The 14,510-nt window shown below is 65.1% G+C and carries 15 protein-coding genes; all 15 read right to left on the reverse strand.

All coding sequences use genetic code 11. From position 1 onward, the window contains the following. Positions 1-80: 80 nt before the first annotated feature. Positions 81-1,376 carry an isocitrate lyase gene (gene aceA / locus RN01_RS22010; RefSeq protein ID WP_008649123.1) on the reverse strand — a complete coding sequence of 432 codons (1,296 nt, stop codon included), beginning with the start codon at positions 1,374-1,376 and terminating at the stop codon, positions 81-83. 303 nt (positions 1,377-1,679) lie between these two features. Then, positions 1,680-2,642 carry an alpha/beta fold hydrolase gene (locus RN01_RS22015; RefSeq protein ID WP_024570883.1) on the reverse strand — a complete coding sequence of 321 codons (963 nt, stop codon included), beginning with the start codon at positions 2,640-2,642 and terminating at the stop codon, positions 1,680-1,682. Between the two features lie 91 nt (positions 2,643-2,733). Beyond that, complete coding sequence (locus RN01_RS22020) at positions 2,734-3,150, reverse strand: gamma-glutamylcyclotransferase (RefSeq protein ID WP_011516144.1); 417 nt, start codon at positions 3,148-3,150, stop codon at positions 2,734-2,736. Between the two features lie 3 nt (positions 3,151-3,153). Beyond that, a complete protein-coding gene (gene rraA, locus RN01_RS22025; RefSeq protein WP_008649129.1) occupies positions 3,154-3,654 on the reverse strand; it encodes a ribonuclease E activity regulator RraA in 501 nt (166 codons plus the stop codon). An 80-nt stretch (positions 3,655-3,734) separates the two neighbouring features. Further along, positions 3,735-4,556 (reverse strand): LytTR family DNA-binding domain-containing protein, encoded by an 822-nt coding sequence (locus RN01_RS22030; protein ID WP_017515916.1) that lies wholly within the window; start codon positions 4,554-4,556, stop codon positions 3,735-3,737. 25 nt (positions 4,557-4,581) lie between these two features. Beyond that, complete coding sequence (locus RN01_RS22035) at positions 4,582-5,754, reverse strand: sensor histidine kinase (RefSeq protein WP_024570884.1); 1,173 nt, start codon at positions 5,752-5,754, stop codon at positions 4,582-4,584. 242 nt (positions 5,755-5,996) lie between these two features. Beyond that, entirely contained in the window at positions 5,997-6,947 is a 951-nt protein-coding gene (locus tag RN01_RS22040; RefSeq protein ID WP_017515332.1) for a CysB family HTH-type transcriptional regulator, read from the reverse strand. Beyond that, positions 6,944-8,047 carry a sulfate/molybdate ABC transporter ATP-binding protein gene (locus tag RN01_RS22045; RefSeq protein WP_008649154.1) on the reverse strand — a complete coding sequence of 368 codons (1,104 nt, stop codon included), beginning with the start codon at positions 8,045-8,047 and terminating at the stop codon, positions 6,944-6,946. The genes RN01_RS22040 and RN01_RS22045 overlap by 4 nt, the downstream gene beginning before the upstream one ends. Beyond that, complete coding sequence (cysW, locus tag RN01_RS22050; RefSeq protein ID WP_024570885.1) at positions 8,044-8,961, reverse strand: sulfate ABC transporter permease subunit CysW; 918 nt, start codon at positions 8,959-8,961, stop codon at positions 8,044-8,046. Before cysW ends, RN01_RS22045 begins: the two co-directional genes overlap by 4 nt. Position 8,962: 1 nt before the next feature. Beyond that, positions 8,963-9,898, reverse strand: a complete 936-nt coding sequence (cysT, locus tag RN01_RS22055) for a sulfate ABC transporter permease subunit CysT (protein ID WP_008649158.1) — start codon at positions 9,896-9,898, stop codon at positions 8,963-8,965. A 151-nt stretch (positions 9,899-10,049) separates the two neighbouring features. Further along, positions 10,050-10,715: an alpha/beta hydrolase gene (locus tag RN01_RS22060; protein WP_008649159.1), complete on the reverse strand. Its 666-nt coding sequence runs from the start codon at positions 10,713-10,715 to the stop codon at positions 10,050-10,052. After that, positions 10,712-11,539 carry an EAL domain-containing protein gene (locus RN01_RS22065; RefSeq protein ID WP_011516135.1) on the reverse strand — a complete coding sequence of 276 codons (828 nt, stop codon included), beginning with the start codon at positions 11,537-11,539 and terminating at the stop codon, positions 10,712-10,714. The genes RN01_RS22060 and RN01_RS22065 overlap by 4 nt, the downstream gene beginning before the upstream one ends. 51 nt (positions 11,540-11,590) lie before the next feature. Then, entirely contained in the window at positions 11,591-12,463 is an 873-nt protein-coding gene (locus RN01_RS22070; protein ID WP_024570886.1) for an ATP-binding cassette domain-containing protein, read from the reverse strand. 54 nt (positions 12,464-12,517) lie between these two features. Beyond that, on the reverse strand, positions 12,518-13,324 hold the full coding sequence (ssuC, locus tag RN01_RS22075; protein WP_008649165.1) for an aliphatic sulfonate ABC transporter permease SsuC: 807 nt from the start codon (positions 13,322-13,324) through the stop codon (positions 12,518-12,520). 12 nt (positions 13,325-13,336) lie between these two features. Then, positions 13,337-14,500, reverse strand: coding sequence for an FMNH2-dependent alkanesulfonate monooxygenase (gene ssuD / locus RN01_RS22080; protein ID WP_017515947.1), 1,164 nt, complete (start codon positions 14,498-14,500; stop codon positions 13,337-13,339). Between the last annotated feature and the right edge of the window lie 10 nt (positions 14,501-14,510).

Consider the following 14,510-nt stretch of genomic DNA (forward strand, 5'->3'; position numbering starts at 1 on the left):
AGACAACGCCGCGCCGTCCCCTACCGGACGACGCGGCGTTGCGTACTGCAACCTCAGGTTTCTACTGTCTCAAACCAGGATCAGGCCACCTTCTTTTCGAAGAACTGTTCGTCTTCGGTCGATCCCTTGAGCGCCGTCGTCGACGATTGGCCGCCTTCGATGGTCTGCGTCACGGCGTCGAAGTAACCCGTACCCACTTCGCGCTGGTGCTTCACAGCGGTAAAGCCCTTCTCCGCGGCGGCGAACTCCGCTTCCTGCAACTCCACGAATGCCGACATCTGGTTGCGGGCGTAGCCGTGGGCCAGGTTGAACATCGAATAGTTCAGCGAATGGAAGCCCGCCAGCGTGATGAACTGGAACTTGTAACCCATCGCACCGAGTTCCTTCTGGAACTTGGCGATCGTTGCGTCGTCGAGGTTCTTCTTCCAGTTGAACGATGGCGAGCAGTTGTAGGCCAGCAGCTTGCCCGGGAACTTCGCGTGCACGGCTTGTGCGAAGCGCTTGGCGAACTCGAGGTCCGGCTTGCCGGTTTCGCACCACACCAGATCAGCCACCTCGGCGTAGGCCAGGGCCCGGGCGATCGACTGCTCGATGCCGGGTTTCGAGCGGAAGAAACCTTCCACGGTACGCTCGCCGGTCAGGAACGGCTGGTCGCGCTCGTCCACGTCGGAAGTCACAAGGTCAGCGGCTTCCGCGTCGGTCCGGGCAATCACCAGGGTCGGCACGCCCGAGACGTCGGCGGCGAGACGCGCTGCGGTCAGCTTGGCAACAGCCTCGCGGGTCGGCACCAGCACCTTGCCACCCATGTGGCCGCACTTCTTCACCGAAGCGAGCTGGTCTTCGAAGTGAACGCCGGCGGCGCCCGCGTCGATCATCGACTTCATCAGTTCGAAGGCATTCAGCACGCCACCAAAACCGGCTTCCGCGTCAGCCACGATCGGTGCGAAGTAGTCGATATCGCCCTTGCCTTCGCTCCACTGGATCTGGTCGGCACGCTGGAACGTGTTGTTGATGCGCTTCACGACCATTGGCACCGAGTTGGCCGGGTACAGCGACTGGTCGGGGTACATTTCGCCGGCCAGATTGGCGTCGCCAGCGACCTGCCAGCCCGACAGGTAGATGGCCTTCAGACCGGCCTTGACCTGCTGCATGGCCTGATTGCCGGTCAGCGCGCCGAGCGTGTTGACGAACGGCTCGGTGTTCAGCAGGTGCCAGAGTTTTTCCGCGCCGCGGCGGGCCAGCGTGTGCTCGATCTGGACCGAGCCGCGCAGACGAACCACGTCTTCGGCGGTGAAGTTGCGCTTCACACCCTTCCACCGTGGATTGGTGTCCCAATCCTTCTGCAGGGCTTCAATCTGTTGTTGGCGCGACGTCATGTTCACTCTCCTGATAACAACTAGGCGATTGGCGTTGGATTCCGTGACACCCACCGTACTCATCTGCCGAGCGACCCGGACGCTGTGCATTTCGCGCCTCAAGTCATGTGTCTTATATAAGAGTGTAGAGAAGACTCCCGCGTTGCAACAAGCGACTTATGTGGTGATCACCTCGTTTTTTATCTCTTTACAAACAATGGCTTGGATCAATCTTCCCACGATGCGGCAAGCAATCTTTCATCATGAGAAACCGTCTTGTGCCCCGCACGCTCGTATTTTTGCGAAACAAAACATCTTTCCGCATTATGAAATTTCGACAGCCTCCGACGTAACACGGGCGGATTGCAGTGCGGGGGACGCTGGCGCGCCCTGAAGATGGTCGACAAATTCGCAAACCATTGCCGCCATGAGTTGGGGGGCGGCAAGTGGAAACCAGTGGTGGGCATCCACGGGACGCCGCCACGCCTGAGCGGCCCAGCGTCCCACGCCCTCCGTCACGGCGGGGCGCACGTAGCGGTCGCGTGTCGGCACGATCACCTGCACCGGCGCGTGCGCGTGACGGTTGTGCGGATGACGCAATCGGGTTCTGATGTTGGCGCGGTACAGGCGCAGGCCATGGACGCCATCGGCGGTCTGCGTCGGGTTGGCGGCGGTATGGAGCCCTTCCGTCCGGCGCAGCCAGAACGTCCAGCTACGTCCCAGCCAGAGTTTCCAGTTCCACTCTGGCAAGCCGGGAATATGGAAGAACACGATGTACCACGATGCCAGCGCCTGGCGCAGCGTGGCGCCCCAGTGCCGGGGCGGCTCACGCAACGCGCGGGCGGCGTGATCGAGGCAAGGTCCGGAACAGGAGGTGAACGAGGCGATGCGACCGTAGAGACGCGGATCAGTCACGAACTCCCATCCCTGGATCGAACCCCAGTCGTGGCCCACCAGATGCACCGGCCGATCCGGCGACACCGCGTCGATGACAGCGATGAAGTCGTCGGCCAGGCGTTCGAGCCGGTAATCCGCCACGCCAGCCGGCACATCGGATGCCCCAGCACCGCGCACATCGTAGGCCACCACACGGAAGCGGCCGGCCAAGGCTTGCGCCACGCCATGCCAGACATGGCTGTTGTCCGGATAGCCATGCACGAGCACGACCACCGGATGGGCCGGATCGCCCCAGGCCGTGGCAGCCAGCCTCACGGGGCCGGACTGCACGGCGAAGTGTGTCGGAGCGGGCGGAGGCAACTCAGGATGTGCGGAATCTACAGGGGTCATGGCGTCCGTTGACAGTGAAGGATGTCATCGTCGGCCATGCTAACGCCGTCGCGCACCGGGCAACGGCGTTTGAAACGCGATTCTTCTGCCGTCAGGCAGCCGCCGCGTCCCGCGCGCGCCGATAGGCAACCCAGTCACCGCTATCGATGCACACCAGGCCCGTCACCGCGCTATCGGCAACCGGATACAGCAGGCAGTCGGTCGCCGCTCCGGCCAGCGCCACAGGTTGGGTTTCGCGCACGAACAAGGTGGCCTGCCCGGGGTAGACCTCTTCGATCTCGTCCAGCACCGGCAGCAGCGCATCGGGGATGTCGTAGATGTCCCCGGCAACCGGGCCAGCGGCGGCATCGAGCACCAGCCCGGGATAGGTACCAAAATCGTAGAGCCGACCGGCAATCGTCCCGGTACCCACGAGCGTGGGTGCCTCGATGCCATGGCGCGTGGCGGCACGATTGAGATCATTGACCTCGCCGGCACGCAGCGTGCCATAGACAAACACTCGCGGCATGGCTCAGGCCCCGTCCAGCTTCTCGTCGGAGACCAGCACGCCATCGGCGTCCGCGTAGATCCAGTTGCCCGGCCGCACGACCGCACCCGGCATCTGCACGGTCACGTCCTCCTGACCGACATTGCGCTTCTGGCTTTTCTGCGGATGCACGCCCAGCGCGCGGATGCCGACGTCGCACACCTTGAGCTCTTCCGAATCCCGCACGCAGCCGTTCACGATGATCCCAGCCCAGCCATTCTTCTCGGCCAGCACGCCCAGCATCCCGCCAACCAGCGCGCAACGCATCGAACCGCCCCCATCCACTACCAGCACCCGACCCGCCCCCGGCGTTTCCAGCGTGGCGCGCACCATCGAGTTGTCCTCGAACACTTTGAGCGTCGCGGCAGGCCCCGAAAAGGCCATGCGCTTGCCGAAATGGAGGAACCCCGGGGTCAGAACGCGCAGGGAGCCATCGGCCAGGCGGTCTTCATTGGCGTCGCAAATATCGGTGGTTACGGGCTTCATAACAGGCTTCATCTCTGACTCCTCTGGATGGGAACTGACGAGGCAGTCATCTTAGAGGAATTTGGAGACACTCGGCCGCGCTACATCTGCTTGAACAGATGAGCGTACTGCCTGGCGACCGCCAGCGATTCCGGGCGATTGCGCAGCTTGAGCGACAGGCGCCCAAGCGATTGCGTCGCCGCGCTGGCCACGCAGTCGATATTGACCACCGTGCCGCGGTGGATCTGCCAGAAACGGTCGGGGTCGAGTTGCTGCATCAACTCCCTCAGGCTCGTGCGGATCAGCGCCTCGCCATTGCTGGACACCACGTTCACATACTTGTCGGTGGCTTCCAGATAGACCACTTCGTCCACCGGGATGATGCGCACCTCCTGCCCCACCAACGCCTTGATGAATCGCAGATACTGGCCCCGTGCCTGCGTGGGTCTCTCCAGCATCTCCAGCCGCTGCAGCAATTGCCCCAGCCGGTCCGTGTCGACCATCGAGCCGATGTCAGTATCGGCATCGCCCTCTTCTTCTGCTTCGGTCCGGGCGGCCATGCGCGCCTTCAGGCGGCCCACTGTGGCTTCCAGCCGCTCATGCTGCACGGGCTTGAGCACGTAATCGACCGCCGCGCGCTCGAAGGCTTCTAGTGCGAACTGGTCATAGGCGGTGACGAACACCACCAGCGGCGGCCGGTCGAATTCGATCAACTCGCGAGCCACGTCCATGCCACTCATTCCCGGCATCCGGATATCAAGGAAGGCCACATCGGGTTGCTGATCGCGCGTGGCCTCCAGCGCCGCCACGCCGTCATGCACCACGGCGACGATCTGGGCCTCTGGCCACAGCGCCTTCAGTTCGGATTCCAGCACGCGCGCGAGCAACGGTTCGTCGTCGGCGATCAGCAGCGTCGGAGACATGGGGATGGATGGTCAGGCTGTGCAATCAGGATCGGGAAACCGCCGGGGCCACACCGGCAGGCGCATGTTGCAGATCGGCGGCGCCTGCAGCGGCGCGAACCGGTACGGACATTGGTTCGAAACCGCGCTGGAGCGGCAACGTCAGGCGCACCACCACACCACGCGGCGTGTTCTCTTCCATTTGCATCGTGGCCGCCGCGCCGAAGATCCGTGCCAGGCGCTCGCGCACGTGGGTCAGGCCAAGCCCGGAACCGCCCTTGCTGCCCTTATTGCCTTGGCTGAATCCCACGCCGGTGTCGGCGATGACCACCTGCAGGCTGCCGTCCCCAGTCTCGCGCGCGGACAGCACGATCTTCCCGCCGCGCATGCACGGCTCGATACCGTGAGTCACCGCGTTCTCGACCAGCGGCTGCACCAGCATCGGCGGAATCTCGGCCTCGGCCAGCGCTGGCGGCAGGTCGATCTCGTAATCGAGCCGCGCGCCGAATCGCATGCCCTGGATATCGAGGTAGCTGCGCAGCAACTCGAACTCCTGCGCCAGCGTGCAATGCTCGGCGCGGGTGTGGGACAACGACATGCGCAGGAAACCGATCAGCCGCTGCAGCAACTGGCGCGCCGCGCGGGGGTCGGTGGCGATCAGGCCGTCGAGATTGGCCAGCGAGTTAAACAGGAAATGCGGCTCGATCTGTGCCTGCAGCGCCATCAACTGGGCGCGCACGAGCTGCTTTTCGGCTTCCTCGCGCTGCAAAGCGTCGAGCGCGGCCTGCCGCTCCAGGTACGCCAGCTTCTCGCGCGACCAGTAGAAGTAGATCATGCTCGCCGACGCCAGCATCCCGACGATCAGGCACATGCGCAGCATGTCGCCGGTCTCCGCCGCGGACTTTTCCGGCAGGCCCAGCAATTCGCGCGTCGCCCAACTACCCATCACCACGCCCAACGGCACCGCCACCACGGCCAGGCACATGAACGGCCATCGACGCGGACGATCGTTCCACCAGATCAGGACGCGGGGGATATCGATCAGCACCCAGATCGAGAGGCCGATCAGCTGGCTGTAGGCAAAATTCTGGAGCAGCGTTCCGGCGGTACGGAAGCCGTAGTTGAGGCTGACGGCGATCACCGTGTTCATGCAGAGCACGAACAGCAGGTCGCGCCAAAGAATATTGAGCCGCGACGGGCCCGCGCACGATAGGCGCATGTTCTCTCCCTCCTCTCGCTACAGGTACCGCGTGCAAATCTTTGATGCACTGCGGCATCGCGCAAGACCGGGCAAGAAAACGCCGCCGGGCCGCGATGGAGGCACTTTACGCCGGACCGGCCCGGGACGGAAGCGCCGTGCGACGAACCGGCGACAGATGGCGCGAAAGGTAGTGGAGCCCGACAGGCGAGCGGAAAGCGCCAAACGTGGCGCTGACCCCGGCGCCTGCCGGGGCCGCCAACTCAGGCGGCTGCCAGCGCCGGGCGATGCGCGGATTCGGCCAGGGCCGTGGAGACCGTGTCGCGCGACAGGTGCGGCGCGAACATGTTGATGAACGCATGGGCGTAGCCACGCAGATAGGCGCCGCGCCGTACGGCCACGCTGGTGACGTTCGGTTCGAACAGATGGTCGGCCGATATCCGCACCAGCCCTTCATCCTTGCGCGCGTCATAGGCCATCGACGCGATGATGCCCACGCCCAGTTCCAGTTCGGCATAGGTCTTGATGACGTCGGCGTCCATCGCGGTCAGCACGATCTCCGGCTGAAGGCCGGCCTCGGCGAACGCACCGTCGATCTTGCGGCGGCCTGTGAAGCCCGCGTCGTAGGTAATGAGCGGGAAGTTGGCGATGTCCTCCAGCGTCGGCTCGGGCAGCCGCGTCAGCGGATGGTCGGGCGACACCACGAGCACGTGCTGCCAGCTATAGGCCTCGAACGAAGTCAGACCGGCTTCGCTGGCCACGGCCTCGGTGGCGATGCCGATATCGGCCTGCCCCGTCAGCAGCAGTTCGACGATATGCGCCGGAGACGCTTCCTGCAGCGCCAGCGTCACATGCGGATACTCGCGCCGGAAGCTCTGCACCACCTTGGGCAGCGCGTAGCGCGCCTGCGTGTGGGTGGTGGCGACAGTCAGTCGGCCCGTATGGCGGCCGGCGAACTCGTCGCCCGCCTGGCGCAGGTTCTCCGCTTCGAGCAGCAGGCGCTCGACGATGCGGACGATCTCCCGGCCGGGCTCGGTCAGGCCGGTCAGCCGCTTGCCATAGCGTTCGAAGATCTCCACACCCAGCTCTTCCTCGAGCTCGCGAATCTGGCGGGACACACCGGGCTGCGACGTGTACAGCGCGTTGGCCACTTCGGTGAGGTTGAACTGGCGGCGCACCGCCTCGCGAATCGATCGCAGTTGCTGGAAATTCATCGTGCCGCTCCCTGTTCTTGTGTTGTCCGGCCCTGATTGAAGACACGCAACTGCCGCGGCCGTACCGCCAGCAGTTCGCCTTCCTTGAAACCATGATGGCGGAAGCGCTCGAGCGGCAGCGCCACCTCGATCACGTCCTGGTTGTCTTCGCGTTCGAGTTCGAGCTGGGCCACCGGGCCCAGCGTCAGCGCGCGACGCAGCGTTACCGCGATGCCGTCGGTGCCCGGCGCATAGCGTTCAAGGTCGAGATCATGCGGACGGACATAGGCCACCGCATCGCCCTCGGTCTCATGGCCGCTACCGACCACGGGCAGCACGGCCTCGCCGGTGTGCAGCAGGCCGCCGCTGTCGCCCACCTCCAGCCGGCCGTGAAACAGGTTCACGTTGCCGAGGAAGCCGAACACAAACGGCGTGGCCGGGTGGTTGTACACGGCCTCGGGCGTGCCGAACTGCTCCACGCTGCCACGGTTCATCAGCACCACCTGGTCGGCCACTTCAAGCGCCTCCTCCTGGTCATGCGTGACGAACACGCTGGTCACGTGCAGATCGTCGTGCAGGCGGCGCAGCCAGCGGCGCAGCTCCTTGCGCACCTTGGCGTCCAGCGCGCCGAACGGCTCGTCGAGCAGCAGCACGCGTGGTTCCACGGCCAATGCGCGAGCCAGTGCGATGCGCTGGCGCTGACCGCCCGACAACTGCGCGGGGAAGCGATCAGCAAGCCAGTCGAGCTGCACGAGTTCGAGCAGCGACTTCACCTTCTCGCGGATCTTCGCCTCGGACGGACGCTCGCCGCGCGGCTTCACGCGCAGGCCAAAAGCCACGTTCTCGAATACGGTCATGTGCTTGAACAGCGCGTAGTGCTGGAACACGAAACCCACGTTGCGCTGGCGCACGTGCTGGGTCGAGGCATCCTGCCCCGCCAGCACCACCTGTCCCGCGTCGGCGCGTTCCAGGCCCGCGATGATTCGCAGCAGCGTGGTCTTGCCGCAGCCCGACGGCCCCAGCAGCGCCGTGAGTTCGCCTTCGGCGAAGTCCAGCGAGACGTCGTCGAGCGCGACAAAATCGCCAAAGCGCTTGTGTACGTTCCTGACCTGAATGCTCATGATGGCTGCCCTTCCAGTTGTTCCCGGCTGGCGCGGATTTCGACCAGCGTCTTGATACCGAGCGTGACCAGCGCCAGCAGCGTCAGCAGGGACGCCACCGCGAACGCGGCCGCGAAGTTGTATTCGTTGTAGAGAATCTCGACATGCAGCGGCATGGTGTTGGTCAGGCCGCGGATATGACCCGATACCACCGACACGGCGCCGAACTCGCCCATCGCCCGCGCGTTGCAGAGAATCACGCCGTATAGCAGGCCCCAGCGGATGTTCGGCAGCGTCACGTGCCAGAACGTCTGCCAGCCGGAAGCGCCCAGCACGATGGCGGCTTCTTCCTCCTCGCTGCCCTGCGCCTGCATCAGCGGAATCAGCTCGCGCGCCACGAACGGGAACGTCACGAAGATCGTCGCCAGCACGATCCCGGGCACGGCGAACATGATCTTGATGTCGTGCGCCTCCAGCCACGGTCCGAACCAACCCTGCGCGCCGAACATCAGCACGTAGATCAGGCCCGAGATCACAGGCGACACCGAGAACGGCAGGTCGATCAGCGTGATCAGCAGGTTCTTGCCCCGGAAATCGAACTTGGCAATGGCCCACGCGGCGGCCACGCCGAACACCACGTTGAGCGGCACCGCGATTGCGGCTACCGTCAGCGTCAGCTTGATGGCCGACACGGCATCCGGCTCGGTCAATGCAGCCAGATAGGTATCGACGCCCTTGCGCAGCGCCTCATAGAACACTGACGCCAACGGGATGAACAGGAACAGCCCCAGGAACAGCACCGCGACCGTGATCAGCCCATACCGCACCCAGCGCGATTCGCCAGTGGCGTCGTGCGGGAACTGCGCGGCCTGTACGCGGGCACTTGGGGCACCTGGGGCACCTGGGCCACCCAGTCGGGAAATTGCACCAGCCATCTCAGTTCACCTCCGGATTGCCATCGGGCAGCGCGGCGGCTCGGACACCGCTCTGGTGACGGCGCGTCCAGGCTTGCAACAGGTTGATCAGCAACAGCAGCACGAAGGAGATCACCAGCATCACCACGGCCACGGCCGTGGCACCGGCGTAGTCGTACTGCTCGAGCTTCGAATAAATCATCAGCGGCGCGATCTCGGAGACCATCGGCATGTTGCCGGAGATGAACACGACCGATCCGTACTCGCCCGTGGCACGGGCGAACGACAGCGCAAAGCCCGTCAGCAGCGCCGGCAGGATGGCGGGCAGGATCACCCTCGAGAACGTCTGCAGCCGGGAAGCGCCCAGGCTCGCGGCGGCCTCCTCCAGTTCGCGCTCGACATCCTCGAGCACCGGTTGCACCGTGCGCACCACGAACGGCAGGCCGATGAAGGTCAGGGCCACCACCACGCCCAACGGCGTGAAGGCCACCTTGATGCCAAGCGGTTCCAGCCAGCGGCCAATCCAGCCGTTGCCCGCGAACAGCGCGGTCAGCGCGATACCAGCCACGGCAGTGGGCAGCGCGAATGGCAGGTCCACCAGCGCGTCGATCACCCGTTTGCCGAAGAACCGGTAGCGCACCAGCACCCATGCCACGACCAGGCCAAACACCGTGTTGATGATCGCGGCTACCAGCGACGCACCAAAGCTGAGTTCCAGCGACGCCACCACGCGCGGGTTCGAAACCGTGGTCCAGAACGCGTCCCACGTCATCGTGAACGTCTTCAGGAACGTGGCCGACAGCGGGATCAGGACGATAAGCGTCAGATAGAAGATCGTGAAGCCGAGCGACAGGCCAAAGCCCGGCAACACCGTGAAGCGCTGGCTCGCGGATACGGGCCGCCTTGGTGCTTCGGCGGCCGGCGGGGGCGCGTCCGCCAGGGAAATCGTGGAAGGCATGCGTGTCTCGTCTGGTCTTGTGCCGGCGGGCATTTGTGCCGCATCCGACGCTTCCTTATGAAACCGGCGCATATCGCGCCGGCCTACGAGACAAATTTTGCAGATGCGCCCTTATAAACAGAACGAATCTTTACGAATTTCTTTAGACGTTTTAGATATATGGCGCTGCCTGCGTCACTTCGGTCGACATATCCCAGGTGGTCGAGCCATCACCCAGGGACAGAACCCGGCCGTCCGACTCGATCCGCTGCAGCAAAGTGGCGAGCAAGGCCTGTCCCTGCGGCCAATCGTTCAGGCCGGAGTCCGCATTGATATGACCGGCTGCACCGGCATCAACCAGTTCACTGCCCCACAGCGTGCCCCAACTGAAGGCGGTGCGTTGCGACATCCATGGGTCGTTGGTGCTGGCGACGACGATGGTCGGGAATGGCAGCCGCCATGTGGGCAGCAGCGCTGCCACGCCGAACTTGTCCGGATCGGCAGGCGCCACAAGCAGCGCCCCGGCGATGCCGACCGGATCGAGCACCGCCTGGCGCAGCGTCGCCAGGCAACCGAAGCTATGCGCCACCAGCACCGCGCCGTGCCGCGCCACGCGCGACGCGCGCGAGACGCCCTCGGACACCCGCTCCGCCCAGAGCGGCAGGCTCGGCCGGCTCCAGTCGTGCTGTTCGATGCGTTGCCAGTCTGGATAGCGCGATTCCCAACGGCTTTGCCAATGCGCGGGCCCACTGCCATGCAAGCCCGGCACGGTGAGGATCTGCAAGCCGCGTGGCACTTCCAGCCGGGACACCCCGCCCGGCAGCTTCGATATCGTCATGCCCTCTCCAGTTTGTGTTGTTCCGGTACCGCCCGGACATGCAATCCGCGTGCCGGCACCGGTTCATCGGCGATCACTCTGCCCTGCCCGAGCACGATGCCCGCGTTCTGCAAGCGCTCGACGGCCTCGTCGTCCTGCAGGCGCCGGCCGATCAACGTCACGCCGGCACCCTCGGCGCTGGCGCGTAGCCCGCTCAGTTGACGGTCGGTCCACGTGCGGCGCATGTCCAGCTTGAGCCAGTCCGGCATGGCGTGCGCCATCAGGGCGCCGGCCTCGGCGGGGTCGGATGCCTGCAGGCTCACCGCGAAACCATTGCGCCGGTAGTTGCCTACCACGTGCAGCAGCAGAGGCAGGTCGTCGTTCGCGCTGGCAGGCACCTGGATCACAAAGCGCCCGATCGGCAAACCCAGCGACTCCAGCGCGCGACGGAAGGCCGCTCCATGATCGTCCGCAACCGCGGCCAGCAAACGGTTGTGCACATTGAGCACGAGCTTGTGCTCGCCATCGGCCGCGAAGTAGTTGATCGCATGGACCAGCCGCGTCAGGCGATCCAGCGACACCAGCGATGTGTCGTCGGCGGCCATCGCAAACAGCTTCCACGCCGCCAGCCCCACGCCATCCTCGGCATAGGTACGGATCGACCCTTCGTGCGCCACTACGCCGCGATCAGCCAGTGTGACCAGCGGTTCGAAGGCGCTGGTCAGCGAACATTGGAAATATTGGCCCTGCACCTGCCCGTTCACGTCACGCCACAGCTCGCGGCCAGGCACGGGTTCACGGGGCAACGTTTGAAGATAGCGTTCAAGTGCGGAATCGATGGTCATGATGGATTCGACTTCAAGACAGCTTTCGATGCGAGCGGATCGCCTGAAAGCTCATGATAGGAACTCCTCGGCGGAGCGAAAGTGAAGTTCTGCATCGGAGGCGGCCGGAGACTCCTGCCGCATCACACGACGCAGCACTGCGTCCTCGATTTGCGCGAAATCCGCTGTGCCACGCTGGCGCGGTCGTGCCAGCGTCACCTGCTGATCCAGCGTGATGCGTCCGTCTTCGATCAGCACCACACGGTCCGCCAGCGCGATGGCCTCGGATACGTCATGGGTCACCAGCAGCGCAGTGAAGCCGAGCCGGCGCCACAACGATTCGATCAGCGCCTGCATCTCAATCCGCGTGAGCGCGTCGAGCGCGCCGAGCGGTTCGTCGAGCAACAGCAGGCGCGGATGGTGAACCAGTGCGCGGGCCAGTGCCACGCGCTGACGCTGGCCGCCAGACAACCGCGCCGGCCATTCGTTGGCGCGATCCGCCAGGCCCACCTGATCGAGCAACGCCGCCGCATCGGCATGGCGTTCGCGCGGCAGGCCGATCGCGACGTTGTCGAGTACACGCTTCCACGGCAACAGACGCGCATCCTGGAACATCACGCGGACACTCGATGGCGTGCCGCCCGGCTGACCGTCGAGCGCCACGGCGCCCGCGTCCGCGGACTCCAGCCCGGCCACCAGGCGCAGCAGCGTGCTCTTGCCGCACCCGCTACGACCAACAATCGCCACGAACTCGCCTGGCGCCGCTCGCAGGTTCACGCCGTGCAGCACCTCGCGCCCGTTGTAGCGCTTCACAACCTGCTCCACATGCAGCGCGATGCCGCCGACACCGTGCGAAGCACGCGCGGCCGGGCGCGACGCATCACGTCGGGCAAGATTCGCGTCAAGCCAGGCCAGCGCAGCCTGTTCCACCGGATGCGTATGCATCATCGCAAGCTCCTTCATCCTTCAAACAGATCTCAAGCAGATCTCAGGCAGTGTTCAGGCCGACAGGTAACCGGGGTGCCAACGCAGCCAGTGGCGCTCCAGTGCCCGTGACAGCACGTCGGCCAGCTTGCCTAGCAGCGCGTAGAGCAGGATGCCCACCAGCACCACATCGGTCTGCAGGAACTCGCGCGCGTTCATCGTCATATAGCCGATGCCCGATTGAGCGGAGATGGTTTCCGCAACGATCAGGATCACCCACATCAACCCGAGCGAGAACCGCACGCCGACGAGGATGCCGGGCAGCGCGCCGGGCAGGATCACCTCGCGATACAGGCGCCAGCCCGACAGGCCATAGCTGCGCGCCATTTCGACCAGCGCCGGGTCGACCGCGCGGATGCCGTGGTACGTATTCAGGTACACCGGAAAGAACACGCCGAGCGCCACCAGGAATAACTTGGCCGTCTCGTCAATGCCGAACCAGAGAATCACCAGCGGAATCAGCGCCAGCGGCGGGATGTTGCGCACCATCTGCAGCGTGCTGTCGAGCAGCGTGGCAGCCGTGCGAAACGTGCCGGTCAGCAGCCCGAGTACGAGACCCAGGCCGCCGCCGATGGCCAGACCGACCAGCGCGCGCCATGTGCTGATCCACACGTGCTTCCAGAGTTCGCCGGATGCGGCCAGCGTCCAGGCCGCTTCGACCACGGCCAACGGCGCTGGCAGCACGCGGTTGGATAGCCAGCCCGCCTGCGAGGCAACCTGCCAGACGACGATCAGCAGGATCGGGACGATCCACGGCGCGATCGCGCGGGCGGCCTGGCGCCAGTCGATCCGGCGTGGCGCAATGGAATGGGGCGCGCTCATGGTCAGCCTCCCTCAGCTTTGCGAGGCGATCGGCACGATGCCGGTGGCCATGACTTCACCAAACGGACCGGACAGCACCTGCCCCGGCAACTTGTCGCGCACCTTGCGCGGCAGCAGCGGGAACACGAGTTCGGCAAAACGATAAGCCTCCTCCAGGTGCGGATAGCCGGAGAACACGAAAGTATCGATACCCAGCGCCGCGTACTCCTCGATGCGTGCCGCCACGGTCTTCGGATCACCGACCAGTGCGGTGCCAGCCCCGCCACGCACGAGTCCGACACCCGCCCACAGATTCGGGCTGATCTCAAGCGCCTCACGCGTGCGACGGCTGCCACCCGCGTGCAGCGCCGCCATGCGCCGCTGCCCTTCCGAATCCATCTTCGCGAACACGGCCTGCGCGCGTGCCACGGTCTGGTCGTCGAGCTTGCTGATCAGTTCGTCGGCAGCCGCCCATGCTGCGGCGTCGGTCTCGCGCACGATCACGTGCAGGCGGATGCCGAAGCGCACCGTGCGGCCGTGCTTCGCGGCGCGGGCGCGCACGTCGGCGATCTTCTTCGCGACGTCGGCGGGCGGCTCGCCCCAGGTCAGGTACGTCTCCACCTGCTCGGCGGCGAGGTCGTGCGCAGCCTCGGAGGACCCGCCGAAGTACACCGGCGGATGCGGACGCTGAATCGGCGGATACAGCACGCGCGCGCCCTTGACCGTGACGTGCTTGCCCTCGAAGCTGATCTCGCCGTTCTCGTGGCTGGCGGCCAGCAGGTCGCGCCACACGCGGATGAACTCCGCCGATGCCTCGTAGCGTTCGGCGTGGTTCAGGAACAGGCCGTCGCCTTCCAGTTCGGCCACATCGCCGCCAGTGACCAGATTGACGAGCAAGCGGCCGTTGGACACACGATCGAACGTGGCGGCCATGCGCGCGGCCAGCGTCGGTGTCATCAAACCCGGACGCAACGCCACCAGGAACCGCAGCTTGCGGGTGACGGCGGCCAAAGCCGATGCCACCACCCACGGGTCTTCGCAGGAGCGGCCTGTGGGAATCAGCACACCGTCATAGCCAAGCGTGTCGGCAGCCACGGCGACTTGCTTCAGATAGTCGAAGCTGACCTCGCGTGCGCCTTCGGACGTGCCGAGGTAGCGGCTGTCACCGTGGGTGGGAATGAACCAGAGAACTTGCATGTCGTGCCTC

Origin of the sequence: Cupriavidus sp. SHE, from assembly GCF_000812445.1 — a bacterium.
Taxonomy (GTDB): domain Bacteria; phylum Pseudomonadota; class Gammaproteobacteria; order Burkholderiales; family Burkholderiaceae; genus Cupriavidus; species Cupriavidus metallidurans.